General features: G+C 57.6%; 21 protein-coding genes. 4 read left to right on the top strand and 17 right to left on the bottom strand.

Going from position 1 to position 23,991, the window contains the following annotated elements; genetic code table 11:
- Window positions 1-190: 190 nt before the first annotated feature.
- The 5 genes from OZ656_RS14100 to leuS all read right to left on the bottom strand — a co-directional run bounded on the left by OZ656_RS14100 (window position 191) and on the right by leuS (window position 5,555).
- Window positions 191-826 carry an endonuclease gene (locus tag OZ656_RS14100; RefSeq protein ID WP_224849993.1) on the bottom strand — a complete coding sequence of 212 codons (636 nt, stop codon included), beginning with the start codon at window positions 824-826 and terminating at the stop codon, window positions 191-193.
- A gap of 189 nt (window positions 827-1,015) precedes the next feature.
- Window positions 1,016-1,279, bottom strand: a complete 264-nt coding sequence (locus tag OZ656_RS14095) for a hypothetical protein (RefSeq protein WP_014422133.1) — start codon at window positions 1,277-1,279, stop codon at window positions 1,016-1,018.
- 103 nt (window positions 1,280-1,382) lie between these two features.
- Window positions 1,383-2,396, bottom strand: a complete 1,014-nt coding sequence (gene holA, locus OZ656_RS14090; protein WP_278350254.1) for a DNA polymerase III subunit delta — start codon at window positions 2,394-2,396, stop codon at window positions 1,383-1,385.
- Window positions 2,393-2,968 carry an LPS assembly lipoprotein LptE gene (lptE, locus tag OZ656_RS14085; protein ID WP_278350253.1) on the bottom strand — a complete coding sequence of 192 codons (576 nt, stop codon included), beginning with the start codon at window positions 2,966-2,968 and terminating at the stop codon, window positions 2,393-2,395. Before lptE ends, holA begins: the two co-directional genes overlap by 4 nt.
- Window position 2,969: 1 nt before the next feature.
- A complete protein-coding gene (leuS, locus tag OZ656_RS14080; RefSeq protein ID WP_114434281.1) occupies window positions 2,970-5,555 on the bottom strand; it encodes a leucine--tRNA ligase in 2,586 nt (861 codons plus the stop codon).
- Window positions 5,556-5,706: 151 nt separating this feature from the next.
- On the opposite strand from leuS, the gene OZ656_RS14075 reads away from it, so the two are divergent.
- A complete protein-coding gene (locus OZ656_RS14075; RefSeq protein ID WP_022991399.1) occupies window positions 5,707-6,255 on the top strand; it encodes a zinc ribbon-containing protein in 549 nt (182 codons plus the stop codon).
- Window positions 6,256-6,304: 49 nt separating this feature from the next.
- Here the strand turns inward: OZ656_RS14075 and lnt are convergent, their stop codons facing one another.
- The 5 genes from lnt to miaB all read right to left on the bottom strand — a co-directional run bounded on the left by lnt (window position 6,305) and on the right by miaB (window position 12,013).
- Complete coding sequence (lnt, locus tag OZ656_RS14070) at window positions 6,305-7,849, bottom strand: apolipoprotein N-acyltransferase (protein ID WP_272999222.1); 1,545 nt, start codon at window positions 7,847-7,849, stop codon at window positions 6,305-6,307.
- On the bottom strand, window positions 7,839-8,684 hold the full coding sequence (locus OZ656_RS14065; RefSeq protein ID WP_011786186.1) for an HlyC/CorC family transporter: 846 nt from the start codon (window positions 8,682-8,684) through the stop codon (window positions 7,839-7,841). The genes lnt and OZ656_RS14065 overlap by 11 nt, the downstream gene beginning before the upstream one ends.
- Window positions 8,681-9,154, bottom strand: a complete 474-nt coding sequence (ybeY, locus tag OZ656_RS14060) for an rRNA maturation RNase YbeY (RefSeq protein WP_014422126.1) — start codon at window positions 9,152-9,154, stop codon at window positions 8,681-8,683. The genes OZ656_RS14065 and ybeY overlap by 4 nt, the downstream gene beginning before the upstream one ends.
- Window positions 9,151-10,137: a PhoH family protein gene (locus tag OZ656_RS14055; RefSeq protein WP_379944654.1), complete on the bottom strand. Its 987-nt coding sequence runs from the start codon at window positions 10,135-10,137 to the stop codon at window positions 9,151-9,153. Before OZ656_RS14055 ends, ybeY begins: the two co-directional genes overlap by 4 nt.
- A 529-nt stretch (window positions 10,138-10,666) precedes the next feature.
- Window positions 10,667-12,013, bottom strand: a complete 1,347-nt coding sequence (gene miaB / locus OZ656_RS14050) for a tRNA (N6-isopentenyl adenosine(37)-C2)-methylthiotransferase MiaB (protein ID WP_379944653.1) — start codon at window positions 12,011-12,013, stop codon at window positions 10,667-10,669.
- A gap of 342 nt (window positions 12,014-12,355) precedes the next feature.
- Between miaB and trmH the strand changes: the two genes are divergently transcribed.
- The gene (gene trmH / locus OZ656_RS14045; protein ID WP_014422124.1) at window positions 12,356-13,090 is read left to right on the top strand and encodes a tRNA (guanosine(18)-2'-O)-methyltransferase TrmH; all 735 of its coding nucleotides are present in this window, start codon (window positions 12,356-12,358) and stop codon (window positions 13,088-13,090) included.
- Window positions 13,091-13,097: 7 nt separating this feature from the next.
- On the opposite strand, the gene OZ656_RS14040 is transcribed toward trmH, so the two are convergent.
- From OZ656_RS14040 to OZ656_RS14025, 4 genes are all read right to left on the bottom strand, one after another.
- Entirely contained in the window at window positions 13,098-14,114 is a 1,017-nt protein-coding gene (locus tag OZ656_RS14040) for a nucleoid-associated protein (RefSeq protein ID WP_011786181.1), read from the bottom strand.
- Between the two features lie 124 nt (window positions 14,115-14,238).
- Window positions 14,239-15,897 carry a sulfate adenylyltransferase subunit CysN gene (gene cysN / locus OZ656_RS14035; protein WP_011786180.1) on the bottom strand — a complete coding sequence of 553 codons (1,659 nt, stop codon included), beginning with the start codon at window positions 15,895-15,897 and terminating at the stop codon, window positions 14,239-14,241.
- A 1-nt stretch (window position 15,898) separates the two neighbouring features.
- Entirely contained in the window at window positions 15,899-16,813 is a 915-nt protein-coding gene (gene cysD / locus OZ656_RS14030) for a sulfate adenylyltransferase subunit CysD (RefSeq protein ID WP_011786179.1), read from the bottom strand.
- Window positions 16,814-16,981: 168 nt separating this feature from the next.
- Window positions 16,982-17,404, bottom strand: a complete 423-nt coding sequence (locus OZ656_RS14025; protein WP_014422121.1) for a PilZ domain-containing protein — start codon at window positions 17,402-17,404, stop codon at window positions 16,982-16,984.
- Window positions 17,405-17,713: 309 nt separating this feature from the next.
- Between OZ656_RS14025 and rimO the strand changes: the two genes are divergently transcribed.
- Entirely contained in the window at window positions 17,714-19,054 is a 1,341-nt protein-coding gene (gene rimO / locus OZ656_RS14020) for a 30S ribosomal protein S12 methylthiotransferase RimO (protein WP_220269747.1), read from the top strand.
- Window positions 19,055-19,257: 203 nt separating this feature from the next.
- Here the strand turns inward: rimO and gatB are convergent, their stop codons facing one another.
- Genes gatB through gatC form a run of 3 tightly spaced genes read right to left on the bottom strand, consistent with a single transcriptional unit; the run spans window position 19,258 to window position 22,510 of the window.
- Window positions 19,258-20,709: an Asp-tRNA(Asn)/Glu-tRNA(Gln) amidotransferase subunit GatB gene (gene gatB / locus OZ656_RS14015; protein WP_011786176.1), complete on the bottom strand. Its 1,452-nt coding sequence runs from the start codon at window positions 20,707-20,709 to the stop codon at window positions 19,258-19,260.
- 22 nt (window positions 20,710-20,731) lie between these two features.
- Entirely contained in the window at window positions 20,732-22,189 is a 1,458-nt protein-coding gene (gene gatA / locus OZ656_RS14010; RefSeq protein ID WP_199452340.1) for an Asp-tRNA(Asn)/Glu-tRNA(Gln) amidotransferase subunit GatA, read from the bottom strand.
- Window positions 22,190-22,222: 33 nt separating this feature from the next.
- Entirely contained in the window at window positions 22,223-22,510 is a 288-nt protein-coding gene (gatC, locus tag OZ656_RS14005; RefSeq protein WP_011786174.1) for an Asp-tRNA(Asn)/Glu-tRNA(Gln) amidotransferase subunit GatC, read from the bottom strand.
- A 392-nt stretch (window positions 22,511-22,902) separates the two neighbouring features.
- On the opposite strand from gatC, the gene OZ656_RS14000 reads away from it, so the two are divergent.
- Window positions 22,903-23,946 (top strand): rod shape-determining protein, encoded by a 1,044-nt coding sequence (locus tag OZ656_RS14000; RefSeq protein WP_011786173.1) that lies wholly within the window; start codon window positions 22,903-22,905, stop codon window positions 23,944-23,946.
- Window positions 23,947-23,991: the final 45 nt, after the last annotated feature.

The following is a 23,991-nucleotide window of genomic DNA, read 5'->3' as shown; positions in this document are numbered from 1 at the left end:
AAGCAGAAATGAAAAAAGCAGGCCTTGATGGCCTGCTTTTTTATGGATGCTATTAACTCAGGTTTGGGCCAGGAGGTGGGGGAGAGCTTTCCGAAACCTTGTGGAGCCAGGGATGGCGGAACAGAGCGTACATGGAAGTATTCACAGCGTGTTTCGGAAAGCTCTCCCCCACCTCCTGGCTTGCGTCAGTCTATAGACGTTCTATCAGCCCAGGATTCACTACAAACGGGTTCTCATTGCCCTGAATTTCGGCAATCCGCTTATGCCGGCTCAACTCCCGGTCATCCGGGGGATCCAGTTTGCTCCAGCCCTTGAACACCGGTGTGGCCCCCAGCCAGGGCAGGCCATAAGTATCCACCATATAGGCCATGGTGCGGGCAACGTCGCCTTTAACCCGCTCTGGGGGTTCAAAGAACTGGGCGCTTTCACGGATTCCGCAATCATCGGCGCCCGTGGTCTCGCCAAGGTTTTCATACCGGGCGTTACGCCGCCGCATTTCAACCCGGGTTCGCACCGGCACCATATTGTGAAGGTCAGACGTAATCTGCCGATAACGATTGTCCTGGCGACACTGGGAGGTGGTTCCGCAGTCCAGGGCAGTGCGAATGTCGGCGAGTGGATAGACGTAGCCATCGGTCATGACAAACCCTTTGCCGGTGAAGGGCGCATCACAGAAGAACGACGAGCCACCGTCGGCATACAGGTTGCCCCAGAATTCATTATCAATGACCGTTTGAGGGTCGCTGAAACGGGTATTCTGGCCCACGACCATGCCGGCGGTAAGTGAGAAAGTCAGGGTGACGGAGAGTGCGATTATTTTTTTCATATGACCGTTATACCTCACAGCACGTGTCATACGCCGTGGCCAGCCAGACGGCTGGTTGATGGCAAAATGAACAGTTCGACGAAATTATGACGAACTGTTCAGTTTTTACTGTGAAGTATGGCACAGAGGTAGTGAGACCAAAGCCCCTGTACACGGAGAGATGTGTCTATTTGTTAACCAGTTAACGCTTTATTTCAGTTTGTTACGGATGTTCTGATAACCGGTTTTCAGATCCTCACCCAGCTTGCGGGCAGTTTCCCTGGCCTCATTGCTGGCATTTTCGGCATCATGGAAAATCTGATCCAGCTTTGACCGGAATCGATCCCAGTCCTGCTCCAGATCGTCCCATTCGTCTTTTACATCTTCCCTTGCAAGGTGCAACTGCACGCGCGCCTCGTCACGATATTGCTTGATCTTGTCGGACAGCTTGTTGAAATCGTCTTGCAGACTCATGGTATTTCTCCTTCCCTGATGAGTTGGGAGTTCTACAATGCGCCCGAACGTGAAAAAGTGTCAAGTCCCTGATCGGGCCGGTGTTCTTCTGCTTTGATTCAGATCAGCTGGCCCGCTTGCCGGCCAGAATAAGGGAGAGATCACGAAGGTGATGCCAGGGAGAAAGGCTATCGAAACCCTTGGCGGCGCGATCTGTCTGGCTGCAAAGGTTGATTGCATGGTGTAACTGGGCCAGTGAGAGTCGTCGAGCGGCTTGCTGGACGGCGGACGAGCGTTTTGGCTGGAAAACGCCTCGCTTTTTCAGAAAGCCCGCCGGATTCTCGCCCTGGGGTAAGGCGGTTTTCAGCTCAACAATCAGATGAAGGTCACGAACCAGAACGGTTAGCAGTCCAAGAGGGTTCTCGCCCTCCTGCTCCAGCACCCCGATCATGCGGCAGGCATGGACAGCCTTGCCCGATAGCAGTTCCGTGACCAGTTCAAAGCCGTTGAACCTGGCGCTGTCCTGCACGGCCTGCTCTACGGTTTCTTCATCGATAGTTTTGCCGTTGGTGAGCAGCGTCAGGCGGTCCAGCTCCTGGCTGGCGGCCAGCAGGTTGCCCTCCAGGCGCTCTGCGAGAATATCGAGGGCCCCACGGGTCAGGCTGAGGCCCTTTGCGGTCGCCCGTTGCTGCAACCATCCGGGAAACTTGTCGCCCTCGACCGGCCAGATAGGTACGTGCACGCCATGGCCTTGAAGTTCCTTGTACCATTTACGCTTGGTTTCGGCGGCATCCAGTCTGGCACTGATCAGCAACAGAATGACGTCTTCTGGCGGGGATTGGAGTACCTGCTCCAGAACCCGGCGGCCATCGCCAAGTTTGCCGGTGGGCAGATGAATTTCAATGCGACGTTTTTCAGCGAACAGGGACAGGGCGTTGCATTCGTCAGCGACGGTATTCCAGTCGAACTGATTGTCTGCGTGAAAGGTGAGCCGGTCCAGATAGCCAGCCTCACGGGCGGCGGCGCGGATCTGGTCACAGCATTCCTGAACCAGCAGGGGTTCATCACCGGAGATCAGGTAAACCGAAGCCAGGCCTTTCTTCAGAAGTTGCGGGAGTTGGCCGGGCTGGGTTTTCATGGTGATTCAGGCTCCTCACCATCGGCGATGTATTCCTGAACCAGGGCATCAATTCTTTGTCGGGACATAGGCGCCAGCCGGAAGATAACTTGTTGGGCAAGGCGGTCGCCCAATTGTTGCCGCAATTCGTTTTCCTCGCGCTGTTTGGCGAGTACATTGGTCTCGTCGTAGCGGTAGGTTTCACTGGCGTTCAGGTCGGTGGTGGCAATCAGCGGGATCTGGTCCTTGGTCACCAGCTCCATGGCGACCGTGTGGCGCAGAATGTACTCAGCCGCCGCTGCCTGTGCGGTAATGGCTGAAGCCCGGCGGTCCTGGCGGTAGTCCGACAGGCGCAGCAGGTAGTCTGCCTGGCCCGGATTCCGTAGCTCGATGCCACCGAGCTCCAGCTGCTCACGCAGAGACTGGCAGAACTGTCCGGGCAGGGAGGACGGGCAGTCAATAGCCAGGGGTTGCAGGGCAGCCGGAACCGGGGAGCTGCCCCGTAACTGAAAGCCACAGCCGGTCAGGGTGAGCAGCGAGGCAAGCAGTGCCAGAAGGCCCAGCTTTTTCAGTTCAGGGGCAGGGCAGGGCATCTTAGTTAGCCACCACGTTCACGAGTTTGCCAGGCACAACGATCACTTTGCGTACGGTCTTGCCGTCGGTGAAACGCATGACGTTTTCGTTCTCCAGGGCAAGCTTCTCCAGATCTGTCTTGCCAATATCCGCCGGTACGTTCTCCTTGGCCCGGACCTTGCCGTTCACCTGCAGAACCACCTCAATTTCGCTACGAACCATGGCGCTTTCGTCGGCAACCGGCCAGGAGGCGTCAACCACCGTGTCAGAGTGACCGAGGGCCTGCCACAGGTTGTGACAGATGTGCGGCACAATGGGGGAAAGCACCAGCACGGCGGTATCCAGGGCTTCCTGACGCACCGCGCGGGTTTGCGGCTCGTCATCGCTGAGCCTGCCCACTTCGTTGAGCAGTTCCATGACAGCCGCGATGGCGGTGTTGAAGGTCAGGCGGCGGCTGATGTCATCGCTGACTTTGGCGATGGTTTCGTGGGTCTTGCGGCGCAGGTCTTTCTGAGCACCATTGAGGTTGGCAGGATCAACCGCCGGAGCTTCGCCACTGGCGGTATGCTCATTGACCATCCGCCACAGTCGTTTGAGGAAGCGATGGGCGCCTTCAACGCCGCTGTCGGACCACTCCAGCGACTGCTCAGGTGGTGCCGCAAACATCATGAACAACCGCACAGTGTCGGCACCGTGCTGATCGATGATGGCCTGGGGATCGATGCCGTTGTTCTTGGATTTGGACATTTTGGTAACGCCACCGATTTCCACAGGCTCGCCGTCCGATTTCAGCACCGCTCGCACTACCTGGCCCTTGCCATCGCGCTCAACCGTCACATCGGCCGGGTTGAACCAGGTTTTCCCGCCATTTGCTTCATTGCGGTAGTAGGTCTCGGCCAGAACCATGCCCTGGGTCAGCAGGCGCTTGAATGGCTCGGAACTGTTCACCAGACCAACGTCGCGCAGCAGCTTGTGGAAGAACCGGGCATACAGCAGGTGCAGAATCGCGTGCTCGATGCCGCCGATGTACTGGTCGACTGGCAGCCAGTAATTGGCGGCAGCCGGGTCCAGCATGCCCTTGTCGTAGTTCGGGCTGCAGAAACGGGCGTAATACCAGGAGGACTCCATGAAGGTATCGAAGGTATCGGTTTCCAGGGTGGCTGGCTGGCCGTTGTATTCGGTCTTGCACCACTCCGGGTCGGCCTTGATCGGCGACTGGACGCCGTCCATTTCAACGTCTTCGGGCAGACGAACCGGTAGCTGGTCATCCGGCACCGGCATCTCGGTGCCGTCCTCCAGCGTCATCATCGGGATGGGCGCACCCCAGTAGCGCTGCCGGGACACACCCCAGTCACGCAGACGGTAGTTCACGGTACGTTTGCCAATGCCCTGGGCTTCAAGGTAATCCGCGATTTCCTCAAACGCCTCTTCGCTGGTCAGGCCGCTGTATTTGCCGGAGGACACCAGAACGCCTTTCTCGGTGAAGGCCTGCTCCTGGATATCGATATCGCGGCTGTCGTTCGGTGCAATCACCTGTTTGATGGGCAGCTTGTACTTGACGGCAAACTCGTGATCCCGCTCATCATGGCCAGGAACCGCCATCAGGGCTCCGGTGCCGTAGTCCGTGAGTACAAAGTTGGCGACCCAGACCGGGATTTCTTCCTGGGTCAGCGGGTGAATGGCCTTGAAGCCGGTATCTATACCTTTCTTTTCCATGGTCGCCAGCTCGGCTTCGGCCACCTTGCTGTTACGGCACTGGTCGACAAACTCGGCCACATCGCGGTGGCGCTCGGCCGCCGCCTTGGCCAGAGGGTGCTCAGCGGCGACTGCCATGTAGCTGACGCCCATCAGCGTGTCCGGGCGGGTGGTGTAAACCGTCAGACCACCTTCCTGCTCTTTCAGCGGGAAGGTCAGCTCGGTCCCTACCGATTTGCCGATCCAGTTGCGCTGCATGGTCTTGACCTGCTCGGGCCAGCCCTCCATGTCTTCCAGATCGTTCAGCAGTTCTTCCGCGTAGTCGGTAATGCGGATGAACCACTGCGGAATCTTTTTCTGCTCGACCAGGGCACCGGAGCGCCAGCCCCGACCGTCAACCACCTGCTCGTTGGCCAGTACGGTCTGGTCAACCGGGTCCCAGTTCACGGTGGACATCTTCTTGTACACCAGGCCTTTCTCGTAGAGGCGGGCGAAGAACCACTGTTCCCAGCGGTAGTATTCCGGGTCGCAGGTGGCCAGTTCGCGGCTCCAGTCGTAGCCAAACCCCAGCTGCTTGAGCTGGTTCTTCATGTAATCAATGTTGGAGCGAGTCCACTTGGCCGGTGCAGACTTGTTGGCAATCGCGGCATTTTCGGCAGGCAGGCCGAAAGCGTCCCAGCCCATAGGCTGCATTACATTCTTGCCCTGCATACGCTGGTAGCGGGAAATCACGTCGCCGATGGTGTAGTTGCGGACGTGGCCCATATGCAGCTTGCCGCTGGGGTAGGGGAACATGGACAGGCAGTAGTACTTGGGCTTGCCCGGCTCTTCCTTGACCTTGAAGGTCTCGTTGGTTTCCCAGAAAGTGCGGGCGGTCTGTTCTACTTCACGTGGGTTGTATTGTTCGTCCATTCCTGCCATTGCCAAAAGTACCCTGTGTGAAAAGGATGTTCGAGAAAAGGCCGAACATTCTAACGCACACGCGGCTTAACAGGTAGTCTGCCAATTCTGCGGGTTTGTGCCAGACTGAGAGTATGGTGAAAGGTGCAGATAAGGAGCCCAAATGAGCGAGCCAGAACGCAGTCACCTCTCCGGAAAAGCCCTTGAGGTTTACGACCGAATGCTTGAGCGGGTACAGACACGCCTGCATGAGCTACAGGAAACGTCGTTGCAGACGCTGGAGGAAGAAGTTCAGAAAGCGATAGAAGTGGAATACGAGGTCGAGGAAATGACCCGGGAAGAAGCAGATTTGCTCGGGGCGTATCTTCAGCGGGATCTGGAGCACCTGTTGCATTTTGTGGAGGAGACCGGGGAAGGCCTGGGAGAATGGCTGCAACTGGATATCGCGTTACTGGAACACACCCTGGCAGACCGGCTTCTCTCGGTAGCCGATCAGACCCTGGTTGATACTCTGGAACTGAAGCAGAAGCTGGAGAATCAGGACGTCAGTCACTATATCTCCGGTGAAGTGGCCACGGCGGGTATGTTCCGGTGCATGAACTGCAGCCACATGCTTTGTCTGACCAAGACCAGCCACCTGCATCCCTGCGAGGCCTGCGGCTCCCATTACTTTGAGCGGGTAACCAGCCGCTGGCCACCGAAAGAAAGCTGAAGCCATCGCCTTGAGCCTGCAAGCCATTTGAGCAGCAGGCTCAGGGTGCTCAGTTTTTCGGAATCACCCGTTCTCGGATGAACACAATCAGGATGATCGCCAGCGTCAGCACCGGCCAGGATCCTGTTTGCATGTAGGGTGTGCTCCCGGTTGCCGTAAATACCTCACCGGTCAGTACCGCGCGCTCGAACTGTGGGATGCGCTCGGTAATCTCGCCCTTGTGATTGATGATCGCAGTGACGCCGTTGTTGGTGCCCCGCAGCATGTAGCGGCCGGTCTCCAGGGCTCTCATGCGGGCAAGCTGCAGATGTTGCAGCGGCCCGATGGAATCACCGAACCAGCCGTCGTTACTGATCGTCAGCAGCAGATCGGTGTTGCGGGCATTAAACGCCACGAAATCGGGGTAGGCCACTTCATAGCAGATGTAAGGGGTGATTTTCATGCCATTGGCGACCAGCGGCGCTTGCTGCTCTGGCCCAGGCGTGAAGCTACTCATGGGCAGGTCAAAGAAACCGATCAGCCCCCGCAGCAGACCTTGAAGTGGCACATATTCGCCAAAGGGCACCAGCTTCTGTTTGTGGTACATGCCGTCGCCATTGCCGATGGCCATAATGCTGTTGTGGAAGGTGTAGTCTTCAATCTGGCCGCTGTAGCCATACCAGGGGATGCCGGTGATCAGCGTGCTGTTTTCTCCTAACTGTTCCCGGATATGATCAATGACCTTGCCAGCCTGGTCCTGCGGAATGGGGATGGCTGTTTCTGGCCAGAGGATCAGGTCGGTTTGCCAGTGCGCTTCGGTCATGCCCAGATAAGCCACAATCTGATCGCGCAGGAAATCAGGATCCCACTTGATCTGTTGCGGTATGTTGCCCTGCATCGCCGCAAAGCTGACGGGCTCTTCGCTGAGCTCGGTCCAGTCAGCTTTGTTCATGGCCGGGGCGATCAGCCAGGGCAGCAGAGCTGCTACCAGAACGGCGCCAGCAGTGACCTTCCTGTCAAGTTTGAACAGCCACCAGGCGCCGTAAGCAGCCACTGCGGTAACGGTGATCCAGAAGGTAATGCCATGCACGCCAGTCAGTGGCGCCAGCCCGGCCAGGGGGCCGTCGGTATGGGCGGTGCCCAGATACAGCCATGGAAAACCAGTCAGCAGCCAGCCACGCAACCAGTCGCCCAGTAGCCAGATGGCAGGGAACAGCAAGAGTCGGCGTGGTGCGCTGTCTTTGGCGAGTTTGCCCCAGAACCAGAAGGCCAGCCCATGGAACAGGGCCAGCCCGGCAATAAACAGGACCATGAGTACAATGGCCAGAGGTACCGAAGTATTGCCGTGCTCGCTGATGCTGACGTAAATCCAGCTGGCACCGGAGGCGAACAGACCAAGCCCGGCCAGCCAGCCGGAGCGGAACAGCTTGTCCGGCGCCTGGTGTACGGTGACCAGCAGGATCAGAAACACCGACAAGGGCCCCAGCCACCACAGATAGAATGGCGAGAAGGTCAGTGTTTGCAGAGCGCCGGCAATCACAAGGATTGCGGCGCCCAGCCATTTTCGGGTGGTGAACGGGAGTTTCAGTGGCGGGTGCTGTGGATCATGACTCACTGCGGGTTACCTGCAACAGACGGATGACTCGGTTATCGGCGTTGGCAATAGTAAACTGCAAGCCGCCGAATTCAACCGTTTCGCCCCGTCTGGGCAGGTGTCCAAATTCTTTCAGTACCAGGCCGCCAATGGTATCGAACTCTTCTTCATCCATGTCTGTCTCGAAGAATTCGTTGAAATCATCGATGGGCGTCACGGCCTTCACCGCAAAGGTCCCGTCGCCCCGGGCCTTGATATGGGTTTCCTCATCGAAGTCATGCTCGTCTTCGATTTCACCGACGATCTGTTCCAGCACGTCTTCGATGGTGATAAGGCCAGCGGTTCCGCCGTACTCATCCACCACGATGGCCATGTGGTTGCGGTTTTCCTTGAACTCCTTGAGCAGCTGGTTCAAACGCTTGCTTTCGGGAACAAAGGTGGGTGGCCGCAGGATTTCGCGGATACGGTTCCAGTTCAGATCGTTGTTGAGGGCAAGAGGAAGCAGGTCTTTCGCCAGCAGTACCCCGATGACGTCATCCTGGCTCTCGCCGATGACCGGAAAGCGGCTATGGGCGGAAGACATAATCTCGGGCAGGAACTCTTTGGGTTCCTGAGATGCCTTTACGGTGATCATCTGGGATCGGGGGATCATGATCTCGTCCACCCGCATGTCGATCACTTGCATGGCGCCTTCAATGATGCTCATGGAGTCAGCATCAATAATGCTCTGGGATTCAGCATCCCGCAGGATTTCCAGCACGTCCTCGACGGACTCAGGCCCGCTGGAAAAGGCCTGTGATATACGCTCCAGCCAGGACTTGTTGCCCTGACTGCGACTCGACTGATCGTCGCTCATGAGTCTGGTTCCGTTTCCTCTGCTTCGTAAGGGTTAGCAAATCCGAGCTGCGCCAGCAGCCGGATCTCGAGGGCTTCCATGACCTCGGCTTCATTATCTTCAATATGATCGTAGCCCTGGAGATGCAACATACCGTGCACCACCATATGGGCCCAGTGGGCGACAGCGTCTTTGCTCTGCTCCCGCGCTTCCTGTTCAACAACTGGCGCGCAAATCACGAGATCTCCGGCCAATGGCACCGTTATACCCGCTGGTGCTTCAAATGGGAAGGACAAAACATTGGTAGGCTTGTCCTTGCCCCGGTACTGGTGATTCAGCTCACGGCTTTCGTCGTTATCGACAATACGGATGGTAACTTCGGTTGGATTCTCATCCTGCCACGCCGCCTCTGCCCAGGCTTCAAACAACGCCTCGGTAGGTACGCCCGTGCCGTCAAAGGCCATCTGAAGGTCCACAGTTACCTTGCTCATTGGCCTGTGGCACTCCCGTCGTTGAAAGAATCGTAGGCTTCAACAATGCGTTGAACCAGGGGGTGACGCACCACATCTTTGGCGTCGAAACGGGTAAAGCCAATACCCGGGACCTTGCTCAACACGCTGGCGGCATGAATCAGCCCGGAATTCTGTCCGCGGGGCAGGTCCACCTGGGTGGTATCGCCGGTAATGACCGCGGTAGAGCCAAAGCCTATCCGGGTCAGGAACATCTTCATCTGCTCCCGGGTGGTATTCTGGCTTTCGTCCAGAATAATAAACGAGTTGTTCAGGGTACGGCCGCGCATGAATGCCAGGGGGGCAATCTCGATCACACTTTTCTCGATCAGGCGGGTGACCTGATCAAATCCCAGCATTTCGTAGAGAGCGTCGTAGAGCGGGCGCAGGTACGGGTCCACTTTCTGGGCCAGATCGCCAGGCAAAAAGCCCAGCTTCTCGCCGGCCTCCACCGCCGGCCGAACCAGCAGAATACGCTTCACCTGCTCGTCTTTCAGAGCCTCGACAGCACAAGCCACTGCCAACCACGTCTTACCGGTACCCGCGGGCCCGATGCCGAAGTTGATGTCGTGGGTGCGAATGTTATGTACATACTTCTGCTGATTCCGGCCGCGGGGTTTGGCGGTCAGCTTGGGTGTCTTGATAACAGTGACCTGGCCTTCATCGTAAGGCACATCATCCGGCAGCCGTTCCAGGCCGGTTTCGCGGATGAACAGGTGCACGGTATCGGGTGGTATGTCATCACTGGCCTCGGTTTCCCGGTACAGGTGCCGGATGACCTCGGTAGCCGCCGCCACGTTTTCAGTGTGGCCTTCCACCCGGAAATGATGCCCGCGCCGGCCGACTTTCACTTGCAGGCGCTGCTCGATCATTTTCAGGTGTTCATCAAACTGTCCGCACAAGGTTGCCAGGCGGCGCTGGTCCACCGGGTGCAGGTCAAATTGTCTGGTATCGTGAGTGTTCAATCTTGCTCCGTTTCGTTGGACTCCCCTGGTTGGGAGTCAGCATTTCTATGGGTGGAGTATGGCCGATGCGTGGTTATGCTTCCACAGACACGCTACGAGCACATCCCTGTGCGCTTGTTTCGGGCCGTCCCTGGCCCTCAACAGTCTGAGGAAGCATAACCACGCACCGTCCTTTCTGACTATGTGCAGGCTCGAAAGGAAAAAACAAGCGGAGGAACATTTCAGCGGCGTCGGTTTTCTCTGCGCTCTGGAATAATTTGAAAGCCTGTCCAGGTATTACTGGCATGCTACTGCATGATACGCGGAGGTGGGCTGGATCAGCCTCCCAAAAATGTCGGAGGCCATGGATGGCCGGAGAGAAGCGCACATGGGTGAGGCAAGCGTTTATGAAGCGAAGCTTCATGCGCCGCCGAACGACAGCAATCTATGATTGCTGGCCGGACCCGCTTGCGGGTGCTCGTAGCGGTTTTTGGGAGGCTGATCCAGACCGCCTCCCAACTCCAAACAAAGAGCACATGGGGGCCGAAGCCTAATACAACTCAGAACTAACTGGCACACCACGAAGAGAATTCGGGTAGGCCTCGACGATTTCTACGTCGATGAAATGACCAACCACCTCAGGATTCTCGTGGCGGAAGTTCACAATACGGTTGTTCTCCGTACGCCCCGCATACTCGCCTGGATCCTTCTTGGACAAACCAGTCACCAGAATACGCTGAGTAGAACCCACCATCTTCCGGCTGATATCCATCACATTCTGATTCAGGCGATCCTGAAGAATGCTCAACCGCTGCTTCTTCACCTCCATCGGCGTATCGTCCGGCAAGTCAGACGCCGGTGTGCCCGGACGGGCGCTGTAGATGAAGCTGAAGGACATGTCGAAGCCGATGTCGTTGATCAGCTTCATGGTGTCCTCGAAATCCTTGTCGGTTTCACCCGGGAAGCCGATGATGAAATCCGAAGAAAAGCTGATGCCCGGGCGGATCTTGCGCAGACGGCGAAGCTTGGATTTGTACTCCAGCGCCGTGTGGCCACGCTTCATCGCTGCCAGGATGCGATCAGAGCCGCTTTGTACCGGAAGGTGCAGGTGGCTGACCAGTTCGGGAACCCGCTCATAGACTTCAATCAGCGCATCGCTGAATTCCACCGGGTGAGAGGTGGTGTAGCGGATGCGATCAATGCCGTCGATGGTGGCGATGACTTCGATCAGTTCCGCCAGATCCATCTGGTCGCCGTCGTGGGTGTCGCCACGGTAGGCATTGACGTTCTGGCCCAGCAGGTTTACTTCGCGCACGCCCTGGGCGGCCAGATGGGCCACTTCGGCGATGACGTCGTCCACCGGGCGGCTGACTTCTTCGCCACGGGTGTAGGGCACCACGCAGAAGGTACAGTATTTGCTGCAGCCTTCCATAATGGAGACAAACGCAGAGGGGCCGTCGGCGCCGGGCTCAGGCAGGTTGTCGAATTTCTCGATTTCCGGAAAGCTGACGTCGACCACGCCAACGCCGTTACCCTTGGTGCGTACTTCGGTGATCATGTCGGGCAGGCGATGCAGGGTTTGCGGGCCGAATACCATATCCACGTAGGGCGCCCGGTCGATGATGGCCTGGCCTTCCTGGCTGGCGACGCAGCCGCCGACGCCGATGATCAGGTCGGGTTTTTTGGTTTTGAGACTTTTCCAGCGGCCAAGCTGGTGAAACACTTTCTCCTGGGCTTTTTCGCGGATGGAGCAGGTGTTCAGCAGCAGGATGTCGGCGTCATCGGCGTTGTCGGTGACTTCGACCGCTTCGCCGGTTTTGAGCAGGTCTGCCATGCGGGCAGAGTCGTACTCGTTCATTTGGCAGCCGTGGGTTTTGATGTACAGCTTCTTGGCCATGGGTCTCACGTAGTTTGGTGTGTTGGCGCCGGGGTGGAGTGGGGCGCTGGCAAAAATGGACTGCGTATTATACCGGGGTGCTTAATCTTCAACCACCGTTGTCTCGGTATTCCTCATTTGGCTCTGTGCTATTATTCGCCGCTTATGTGCATGAAGGCTTTTGGGGTGGGCTTTCCAAAAACCGCTACGAGCACATCCATGTGCGCTTCTCTCAGGCCATCCATGGCCTTCGAAATTTTTGGAAAGCCCACCCCAAAACCCTTCCCAGACACCTGTACTGGATTCTACAAGCTTGATTGTTGGTTTGTGGGAGCCGGAAAATCATCGCTAGCCAATTTACTTATGACTCCCGAACGCCTCGCCCGAATCAAGCAAGTCCTCAACACCCGTCAACCCGACCTGCGGGTGCTGACGGATCAGGTGCACAAACCCAGAAACCTGTCGGCCATTATTCGGTCCTGCGATGCCTTCGGCCTGGCCAATATGCACGTGGTCTGGCCCAAGGAGGGTTTTCGGGCATTTCGTAAGACAGCCGGTGGCAGCTTTCATTGGGTAACAACGCATACCCATCCGACCATGGATAACGCGGTAACGGAGCTGAAGGCCCAGGGGCACAAGCTGTATGCGGCGCAATTGTCAGACCGGGCGGTGGATTTTCGGGAGGTGGATTACACCGTGCCGTGCACGATTATCATGGGTAACGAAGTGGACGGTGTGAACCCGGTGACCGCCGAGCAGGCGGATGAGCATATTGTGATTCCGATGATGGGAATGGTGGAATCGCTGAATGTGTCTTCAGCCTGCTCGATTATCCTTTCCGAAGCCCAGCGTCAGCGGAAGCTGGCGGGGATGTTTGATCAGCGGCGGATGCCGGATGAGGAGTACAACCGTCTGCTGTTCTGTTGGTGTCAGCCAACGGTGAAGCGGTATTGCGACGATCGTAACCTGCCGTATCCGCCCATTGATCACGAAACCGGGGAGTTGATCGATGGGGTGGGCTGGATGCAGGAGGTCAGGAAGCTCAGGGCCAATCGCCCCCGGTGGGACGATCAGCCGGAAAATGTAGCAGAGGACTGAGCTTGGATCAGTCCTCGCGGGCTTCCAGGTACCGTTGCAGTTGTTCTCGCAGTGCCTTGGGCAGGCGGGTGATGGTGAGGGCGTCTTTGTCACGGTCGTAGTACACCGCCTGGTTCACCAGGTCCGACGAAAAAGACACGCTCATACCTCCGCCGGAGCCAGCGATGCGCACGAGTTTTTTGACCTTGCGGTGGTCCGGGTGCAGTACGCCGGTTTCCGGTAGTTCCGCGTTCTGGCTGGCGAATTCCTTGAAGCGCTGGGGCTGGCTTTCGTCCAGGTAATTCGACAGAGCTTCGATTTCCACGGGCTCGCCCAGGGCGTGCTGGTCTTTGCAGAATTCGTAGGCCTTGGCGCGCACTTCGCCGGCTTTTTCCGGTTCGCTGGTTTTGGCGAATGCTTCCACTGCGTCCAGAAAGGTCATGGTTTCCTTTTCCACGTCCACGCTGTTGGTGAAGGCGCACAGGCGGATGAACAGTTCGCCGGGGTCGCCGGTGCCGCGGCCGTGGATCAGGGTCATGTAGTTTTCGCTGCCGTTGGCGTTGCGCCAGTCGTCCAGTTCAATTCGCACGGCCAGGTTCAGGCGCGACAGGCTGAGTACGTCGGTGGCGTCCAGTTTCTGGCTGCCGTCGAAGCGCATGGCGCTGTCGGTTTCCAGGATAAACAGGTACACCACTTCGGCATCGGCCAGGGCGTCGTGTACGATCATCAGGTGGCCGTCAAATTCTTCCTGGCTACCGGTCAGCAGTTCCTGCCACTGGCCGAAAAGACGGTCGGTCATGGCCGCGAAGGTCTGTTTGTCTTCCAGGTAGTCTTTGAGCCAGGCGCTGAAGGGGCATTCGCCGATGTCGTCTGAGAAGCGGCCATATTTCTTGCCGGGTTTGCTGTTGAACAGGCGCTTCATCTGCTTGTGCAGGGCTTCGTAGTCGCCGCCCGGTTCCTGCAGGGCCTCGCCCGCTACGAGGCGGGCAGGTTGGCCCGGCTGGTATTGGCTTGCGAAGGCGGTGCGCAGGTGTTTGATGGCCATGGGTCAGCTCCTGTCAGATTCAGTCGGCTTGGCGGAGCGTGATTGTGCCACGGTTGGCAGAGAAAGAAACCCCGGTCCCGACGTCTTCGTTCGGGCCGGGGTTCTCAATGGGCGGGTATGGAAATCAGATTCGCTTGCTGCGAATCAGTTCCTGGACCAGTGTCGAGACGGCGCCGGGAATGTCAGCTTCGTTCTCTGCGTTGGCACTGGCGTTGGCAATGTCCGAACCCAGGTTCACGGCAATGGCTACCAGCCCGTGAGCGGTCAGCAACTGCGCTACCCGACGGCGTTCGTCTGCGTCGCCCGCATTTTCTTCGGATACCACGACGGCGGTCTTGCCCTGATCGAACAGAGCTCGCTCAACGGCCAGCGCCAGTTCCGGGCCATGTTTGCCGTTACAGGCGATGATGGCCGGCTTCTGGGCCAGGCGTCGTTCGCGTTCCTCGGCGGTGACCGGGTCCAGGGATTCCAGGCCATCGGCCAGGCCTGCGATCATGCCCGCCCCGATGGTTACGTTGGTCAGGCGGTCAATGACGATGAAGCTGCCGGTGGCATGGTTACGCTGATAGGCGTCGAACGCGACCGGTTGGTTCAGAGTCAGTTCGCACAGGCCGATTTCATTCAGGGCCAGTTGGCTGGGATTGGCTTGCTGATCCAGCGTGTTTACATCGGTCTGATGGTGGATTTTCTTCACGGTACCGGAAGTAAAGGTGGGGCCCAGCTTGATGTCATACAGCCGGCCGGTTTCCAGCGGTGCGTCGGTCATCCAGACAATGTTGGCATTGAAGCGGTTGTGGACTTCCGGTTCGTCCTCCACCTTCACCAGCATGTCGCCACGGCTAATGTCGATCTCGTCTTCGAGGGTCAGGGTGACCGCCTGGTCGATGTAGGCTTCGTCCAGGTTGCCGTCGAAGGTCACGACTTCCTTTACTTTGCTGGTACGGCGTGAGGGCAGGGCCATCACTGCATCGCCAGGGCGAACCACCCCAGAGGCGATGGTGCCGCAGAAGCCGCGGAAGTTCAGGTTCGGACGGGTCACGTACTGCACCGGGAAGCGGAAATGCTCCAGGTTCTTGTCACGGGACACTTCCACCGTTTCCAGAATTTCCATCAGCGGCTGGCCGGTAAACCAGGGGGTGTTCTCGCTCTTGTTGACGACGTTGTCTCCATCCAGCGCCGAGATGGGAACAAAACGGATGTCCTTGAGGCCCAGTCGTGAGGCAAAGGCCAGGTAGTCGTCGCGGATTTCATTGAAGCGCTCTTCGCTGAAGTCCACCAGATCCATTTTGTTCACGGCGACCACGATGTGCCGGATGCCCAGTAGCGAGGCAATATAGGAATGCCGGCGGGTCTGGGTGAGTACGCCGTGGCGGGCATCAATCATCAGGATGGCCAGTTGCGCAGTGGATGCGCCGGTGGCCATGTTGCGGGTGTACTGCTCATGGCCCGGGGTGTCCGCAATGATGAACTTGCGTTTGTCGGTGCTGAAATAACGGTAAGCGACATCAATAGTAATGCCCTGTTCCCGCTCGGCCTGAAGGCCGTCCACCAGCAGTGCCAGGTCCAGTTTTTCGCCGGTGGTGCCCATTTTTGCGCTGTCAGTTTTCAGGCTGGCCATGTGATCTTCATAGATCATCTTGGTGTCATGCAACAGCCGGCCAATCAGCGTGCTCTTGCCGTCATCCACGCTGCCGCAGGTGAGCAGGCGCAGGAGTTCCTTGTTCTCGTGTTGCTTCAGGTAAGCCTGAATATCTTCTGCAATCAGATCAGACTGGTGTGACATGTTAGAAATACCCTTCCCGCTTTTTCTGTTCCATGGAGCCCGCTGAGTCGTGGTCGATCACCCGGCCTTGCCGCTCTGAGCTGGTGGCCAGCAGCATTTCCTGAATGATGTCGGGCAGGGTGTTGGCCTCGGATTCAATGGCGCCGGTCAGCGGATAGCAGCCCAGGGTGCGGAAGCGTACCGATTTCATCATCGGCTTTTCACCTTCTTTCAGGGGCATGCGGTCGTCGTCTACCATGATCAGGGTGCCATCGCGCTCTACCACGGGCCGCACGGCTGCGTAATAGAGGGGAACGATGTCAATGTTCTCAAGGTAGATGTATTGCCAGATGTCCAGCTCCGTCCAGTTGGACAGCGGGAAGACACGGATGCTTTCGCCCTTGTTGACTTTGCCGTTGTAAATATTCCAGAGCTCCGGGCGCTGGTTCTTCGGGTCCCAGCGGTGGTGTTCGTCACGGAAGGAATATACCCGCTCCTTGGCACGTGATTTTTCTTCGTCCCGGCGGGCGCCCCCGAAGGCGGCGTCGAACTTGTACTTGTTCAGGGCCTGCTTCAGGGATTGGGTTTTCATGATGTCGGTGTGCTTGGCGCTGCCATGAGTAAAGGGGCCGACGCCTTGCTTCACGCCTTCTTCATTGATGTGCACGATCAGGTCGAGCCCGAACTTCTCCGCTACATGGTCCCGGAACGAGATCATGTCCCGGAATTTCCAGGTGGTATCCACGTGAAGCAACGGGAACGGTGGCTTGCCCGGGTAGAAGGCTTTCAGGGCAAGATGCAGCATCACGGCAGAATCCTTGCCGATGGAGTAAAGCATGACCGGGTTGTCGAACTCGGCGGCCACTTCCCGAATGATGTGGATGCTTTCGGCTTCCAGCTGTTTGAGATGGGTGAGGTTATATGTGGTCATGTTCATCCGTTGCCATGGAGGGCGAAGTAATGGCTGTAATTTAGATGAACAACTATATCAGAGCAGCTTAGGGTATAAGAAGGAATGCTGTAAGAATTTCAGGTTCTAATAATATAGCCTTCGCCGGTGTCTGGAGGCGGGGGTAAACGCCAGCGACGTCGCCACTGGCTTCCGTCAGTGAGCTTCGCTGGAGGGATTACGTGCGTCCGAAAGCAGTTTGGCAACATAACGATCGACATAGTCAAAGCCGTTGCCTTCGAATTCACAGAACTGGATACCAATCTGGAACTCGTCTCGGGCAATGCGACGCATGTGTACGATGTTCCCGTCGGCGAGCACCGTGACCGGCTGGTTTGCAATGACGGGCACCGAAAAACGGGTTTTGACTTCGATCCAGTGGCCGGGGGCCGGTGTTTTCAGGCCCGGAACCAGCTGTTTGACGGTGTCCTGATCACAGGAGAGCATCACGCCTGAGCGGGACAGGTTGGACACCTGGCAGGTAAGGCAGCAGCCATCCGGCTTTTCGATCGTAATGTCGGTTGAAACGTCCACCCGCTGCTGGTTTCGCAGATTGGGTTTGGCGGCAAGAGGTTTCATGTTCACTCTTCTGGCATGTGTGGTTTGAAAAGAAGTTGCCTTTCCCATAAACGCCTTCCAGAAAAACACATAAACGATTGAAAGTTTAGCTGTTTAAAAAGTGAACAGCAAGAATCCTGTCGGTAATTGTGGCACTTTTACTACAAAATTCTGAACACGGTGTCACAGTTTTAGTCGGTAAGTTGATCTGCGTCAGCGGATTTGTGGTGGCGGAGTAGGTGGTGCGACTGCTGCAGTTCTTCCGGTCGTGAGGTAAAATTGCCCGCTACACTCATCGGGAGCATGGCTCCGGACATCCTGCAGGCTTTTATGACCGAGAAAACGCAAAACGCGCCCCAGAGCGGAAAAGTAGGCTTTATCAGCCTTGGTTGCCCGAAGGCGCTGGTAGATTCTGAACGTATCCTGACCCAGTTGCGCCTGGACGGCTACGATGTGGTGCCCACCTACGATGACGCCGATATTGTGGTGGTGAACACCTGTGGTTTTATAGATGCCGCCAAGCAGGAATCCCTGGACGCCATTGGTGAGGCAATCAGTGAGAATGGTAAAGTCATCGTCACCGGTTGCATGGGGGTTGAGGCCGACCGGATCCGTGAAACCCATCCGGGCGTGCTCGCAGTATCCGGCCCCCAGGCCTACGAGGAAGTGGTGGGTGCCGTCCACCAGTATGTGCCCCCGAAGATAGAGCATGACCCGTTTGTGGACCTGGTGCCACCTCAGGGCGTCAAGCTGACGCCGCGCCATTATGCCTACCTGAAGATTTCGGAAGGCTGTAATCACCGCTGTACCTTCTGCATTATTCCCTCGATGCGGGGAGACCTTGTCAGTCGCCCGATTGGCGAGGTCATGGACGAAGCCAAGCGATTGGTGGATGCCGGAGTAAAGGAAATTCTGGTGATCTCTCAGGACACCTCCGCCTACGGCGTAGACATCAAATACCGTACCGGTTTCTGGCAGGGGCGCCCGTTAAAGACAAAAATGCAGGCGTTGTGTGAAGCCCTGGGTGAGATGGGGGTTTGGGTGCGTTTGCACTATGTCTATCCCTATCCCCATGTGGATGACGTCATCCCGCTGATGGCCGAAGGCAAAATCCTGCCGTACCTGGACATCCCGTTCCAGCATGCCAGCCCGAAAGTGCTCAAGGCCATGAAACGCCCGGCCCATGACAGCAAGACTCTGGAGCGCATCAGGAAGTGGCGGGAAATCTGCCCGGAACTGACCATTCGCTCCACCTTCATCGTTGGTTTCCCGGGGGAAACCGAGGAAGACTTCCAGTACCTGCTGGACTGGCTGGACGAGGCTCAGCTGGATCGAGTGGGTGCCTTCACTTACAGCGCGGTGGAAGGGGCGCCGGCGAACGAGCTCGAAGGTGCGGTCCCCGAGGAGGTGAAGGAGAAACGCCTCGCTCGCTTTATGGCCAAGCAAGCAGAAATCTCAGCGGCGCGTCTTCAGGCGAAAATCGGTCGTACCATTGATGTGTTGATTGATGAAGTTGATGAAGAGGGTGCGATCGGTCGCTCGAAGGCCGATGCGCCAGAGATTGATGGCATGGTCTACCTGAACGATGAAACCGAACTCGTTCCCGGTCAGATTGTGCAGGCTGTCGTAGAGCATGCCGATGAGCATGACCTTTGGGCACGTTTGATCTGACTGTCGGCATCGTGTCAGCGAACTATCGCAAAAAGGTCTGGCAGGGTGGGTTTGGAGCCCCTTCCCAAAAATGTCGGAGGCCATGGATGGCCGGAGAGAAGCGCACAGGGATGTGCTTGTAGCGGTTTTTGGGAAGGGGCTCCAAACCCACCCCTCCCCACAATCCGAAGGCTAGGGCCAAAACAAGATGGCCCACGCCAATGCTAGCCGCCAAGCTTGCGAACAAGAATCTCATTGAACAGCTTGGGGTTACCCTGGCCCTTGGAAGCCTTCATCAGCGGCCCCATGAAGCCACCAAGCATCTTCTTGCGCTTCTTCGGATCTTCCTCGTTCTGGTATTGAGCCACCTGATCCGGCATGCCGGCCAGCACCTCATCAACCATGGATTCCAGGGCGCCGGTATCCGACACCTGCTTCAGGCCCTTGGCTTCAATAATGGCATCGACATCGTTGTTTTCGCCCGTCCATAGCGCCTCGAACACCTTCTTGGCACCGGCGGAGGACAGTGTGTTATCGGCGATGCGGGTCACCATGGCGCCCAGTTGTGCGCCGGTAATCGGCGCCTCGGCGACGGACTTCTCCTCCGCATTCAGGCGCGCGGAGAACTCGCCTTGAATCCAGTTGGCGGCCAGCTTGGCATCTTTGCCGTGTTCCACGGTTTCTTCGAAGAATGCAGCCAGTTTGGCGTCGGCAGACAGGATGCCAGCGTCATAGTCGTTCAGGCCGTATTGCTCCTTGAAACGCGCCCTGCGAGCGTCCGGCAGTTCCGGCAGGCGGCTGCGGGCGTCTTCGATGAAGGCATCGTCGATTTCCACCGGCAACAGGTCCGGGCAGGGGAAGTAGCGATAGTCGTTGGCTTCTTCCTTGGTGCGCATCGAGCGGGACTCGTCCCGGTCACCGTTGTACAGGCGGGTTTCCTGCACAATCACGCCACCGTCTTCCAGGATATCCATCTGCCGCTCCACCTCGTGGGCGATGGCCTGTTCCATGAACCGGAACGAGTTCAGGTTCTTGGTCTCGGTGCGGGTGCCCAGGGTGTCGGAGCCTTTTGGCTTCAGAGAGATGTTGACGTCAAAGCGCATGGAACCCTGGGACATATCGCCGTCGCAGATACCCAGCGAGGTAACAATGCTGTGCAGCTTTTTGGCAAAAGCCACGGCTTCCTCGGCGCTGGTCATATCCGGCTCGGTCACCACCTCAATCAGCGGCGTGCCGGCGCGGTTCAGGTCGATGCCGGTCATGCCATGATAATCCTCGTGCAGGGATTTGCCGGCGTCTTCTTCCAGGTGGGCGTGGTGAATGCGCACGCGCTTGGTGCTGCCATCGGCCAGGTCGATGTCGACATAGCCGGGGCCAACGATGGGCTGGGCCAACTGGGTGGTCTGGTAGCCCTTGGGCAGGTCCGGGTAGAAGTAGTTCTTGCGCTCGAAGACCGAGCGCCGGCCGATTTCGGCATTGGTTGCCAGGCCGAACATCACTGCGTAGCGGAACGCCTGCTCGTTGGGTACCGGCAGGGTGCCGGGCATCGCCAGGTCAACCGCGTTGGCCTGGGTGTTGGGCTCGGCACCGTAAGCGGTGCTGGAGCCGGAGAAAATCTTGGTCTGGGTGGCGAGCTGAACGTGAATTTCCAGCCCGATCACGATATCCCACTGCATGTGTTCGTCTCCTAATCCGGGCTTATTGAGGTTCACGCTGGTGCCAGTCGGTCACCTGCTGGAACTGATGGGCGGCGTTCAGCAGGCGGGCCTCGGAGAAGTAATCCCCGATGATTTGCAGCCCCACCGGCAAACCGTCGACAAACCCGGCCGGAACTGACATGGCCGGAATGCCCGCCAGGTTAATGGCGATGGTGAACACGTCTTCCAGGTACATGGATACGGGATCGGTGTTCTTCTCGCCCTGCCTGAATGCAGGTGTCGGCGACACCGGACTCATCAGCACGTCTACTTCCTTGAACGCGTTGATGAAATCCTGTTGGATCAGCCGGCGAACCTTCTGGGCCTTCAGGTAATAGGCATCGAAATAACCGGCGGAGAGGGCGTAGGAGCCCACCAGAATCCGGCGCTTCACCTCGTTACCGAAACCTTCCGCCCGGCTGCGGGTGTACATATCCATCAGATCTTTCGGGTCTTCGCAGCGGTAGCCGTAACGAACACCGTCAAACCTGGACAGGTTGGCGGACGCCTCAGCGGGGGCTATCACGTAATACGCTGCGATGGCCAGCTTGGCGTTGGGCAGCGACACCTCTTTTACCGTCGCGCCCAGCTTTTCATACTCGCGAATCGCGTTACGAACCTGCTCTTCCATAGCCGGAGCCAGCTGGTCACTGAAGTATTCCTTCGGCAGGCCAATCTTCAGGCCCTTCAGCGGCTCGTTCAGGGTGGCCGTGTAATCCGGTACTTCCCGGTCAATGCAGGTGGAGTCCTTCGGATCGTGCCCCGCCATCACATTCAACATCAGCGCGGCATCTTCTGCCGTGCGCGCCATCGGCCCGCCCTGATCCAGGGAAGAGGCAAAGGCAATCATCCCGTACCGGGATACCCGGCCATAAGTCGGCTTCAAACCAGTGATGCCGCACAATGCCGCCGGCTGACGGATTGAGCCACCGGTATCCGTGCCCGTCGCCGCCGGCACCAGTCGTGCCGCTACCGCAGCCGCAGAACCACCGGATGAACCACCCGGTACCCGCTTGTCACCACCGGACAGGCCCCAGGGGTTGGTCACGGCGCCATAAAAACTGGACTCGTTAGACGAGCCCATGGCGAACTCGTCCATGTTGGTCTTGCCCAGGCACACTGCGCCAGCCGCCTTGAAGTTAGCCGTCACGGTCGCGTCGTAGGGAGGTACAAAATTATCCAGCATTTTCGACCCGCAACTGGTGCGAATGCCGCTGGTGCAGAAGATATCCTTGTGAGCAAAGGGCACCCCGGTCCACACCGTGGCCTTACCCGCTGTCCGCATCTCGTCTGCAGCCCTGGCCTCGGCCAATGCCTGCTCTTCGGAGATGGTAATAAAGCTGTTGTACTTGCCGTCTTCTGTCTTCAGACGGTCCAGGAACTGCTGCGTCAGCTCCACACTCGAAATCCTGCCACTCTCCAGCTCTCTGGAAAGTTCTGCTACAGACTTGTTATGCATGATAAATCCCGAAATCTCTGATGGACGACCAAATCACTCAATAACCCTGGGCACCAGATACAACCCATCCTCGGTAGCCGGCGCAATCGCCTGGAACGCCTCCCGCTGATTGGTTTCGGTAACCACATCCGGCCGCAGCTTCTGCACCGCATCCAGCGGATGCGCCATAGGCTCCACCGCATCGGTATCCGCGGCACTCAACTGATCCACCAGATCCAGAATATTGCCCAGATCCTTTTCCAGAGCCGAAACCTGCTCGCCGTCCACTTTGATGCGGGCGAGCACGGCAACTTTCTCGATGTCCTCGCGGGAAATGCTCACGTTGCCTCCAAAAAGCGTGTGTGAAAACAATTTAATGTCAGGTTAGAAGCCAGGAATAGCGTATGGGGATGCTTGTGAGGATGGCTTTCCAAAACTGTGCGAAGCCATGGATGGCGGAGCTCAAGCGACACAGGGATGTGCCGAAGGAGCGTGTTTTGGAAAGCCATCCTCACAAGCAGCCATGCTCCACGGTTAACTGCGCGCGGAATCCTGGCGACAACAAAGCCCGACATATTAGCAGAACCGCGCGCAACATTGGCCCCGTCTAAAGCCATAAAATGTGAGAATGGTAAGCCCCGAAGCCCCGATGGCGCCTTGCCTGAGTAGGTGCTCACTGCTAAAGTTGCCGCATTCTTTTCTGCAACCGCAACTCTCAGGTTGAAACAACACGAATGTTAATCAAAAGACTCCGAGGCTTATTCTCAAGCGACCTGTCCATCGACCTGGGCACCGCCAACACCCTTATCTACGTGCGCGAACGCGGCATTGTACTTAACGAACCCTCTGTCGTGGCCATCCGCACCAATAACTCCCAGAAAATGGTCGCTGCCGTCGGGTCCGAAGCCAAACGCATGTTGGGCCGCACCCCGGGCAATATTACCGCCATCCGTCCCATGAAAGATGGTGTGATCGCCGACTTCGTCGTGACCGAAAAAATGCTCCAGCACTTTATTCACAAAGTGCACGAAAACAGTTTCATTACCCCGAGTCCCCGCGTACTCGTGTGTGTGCCCAGCAAATCTACCCAGGTAGAGCGCAAGGCCATCCGCGAATCGGCCCTGGGTGCAGGCGCCCGCGAGGTGTTCCTGATCGAAGAACCCATGGCGGCTGCCATTGGTGCCGGCCTGCCGGTGGAAGAAGCCAGCGGCTCCATGATTGTCGACATCGGTGGCGGTACCACCGAGATCGCGATTATCTCCCTGAATGGCATCGTCTATGCCGAATCCGTCCGGGTTGGTGGCGACAAGTTCGACGAAGCCATCGTTACTTACGTCCGTCGCAACTACGGCAGCCTGATCGGCGATTCCACAGCCGAGCGTATCAAGCATGAAATCGGCTGTGCCTATGAAGGCCTGGAAGTGCGCGAAATCGACGTTCGTGGTCGCAACCTGGCTGAAGGTGTGCCCCGGGCCTTCACCCTGAACAGCGAAGAAATTCTCGACGCGCTTCAGGAATCCCTGGCCCAGATCGTCCAGACCGTGAAGAGCGCCCTGGAGCAGTCTCCGCCTGAGCTGGCCTCCGACATCGCTGAGCGCGGCATTGTGCTGACCGGTGGCGGTGCGCTGCTGCGGGGCCTGGACAAGCTCATCAGCGAAGAGACCGGCCTGCCGGTCATTATTGCGGAAGATCCGCTGACCTGCGTAGCCCGTGGCGGCGGTAAAGCCCTGGAAGTGATTGATCGCGGTGGCATCGGAATGTTCTCCCAGGAGGGGTAACCCCGTGGGAGGGCTAAGCCATTAAGACCATATTCGTCCAGGGGC

Origin of the sequence: Marinobacter sp. LM1 (assembly GCF_042763285.1) — a bacterium.
Lineage (GTDB): Bacteria > Pseudomonadota > Gammaproteobacteria > Pseudomonadales > Oleiphilaceae > Marinobacter > Marinobacter nauticus.
This window is presented reverse-complemented; position numbering and strand designations above follow the sequence as displayed.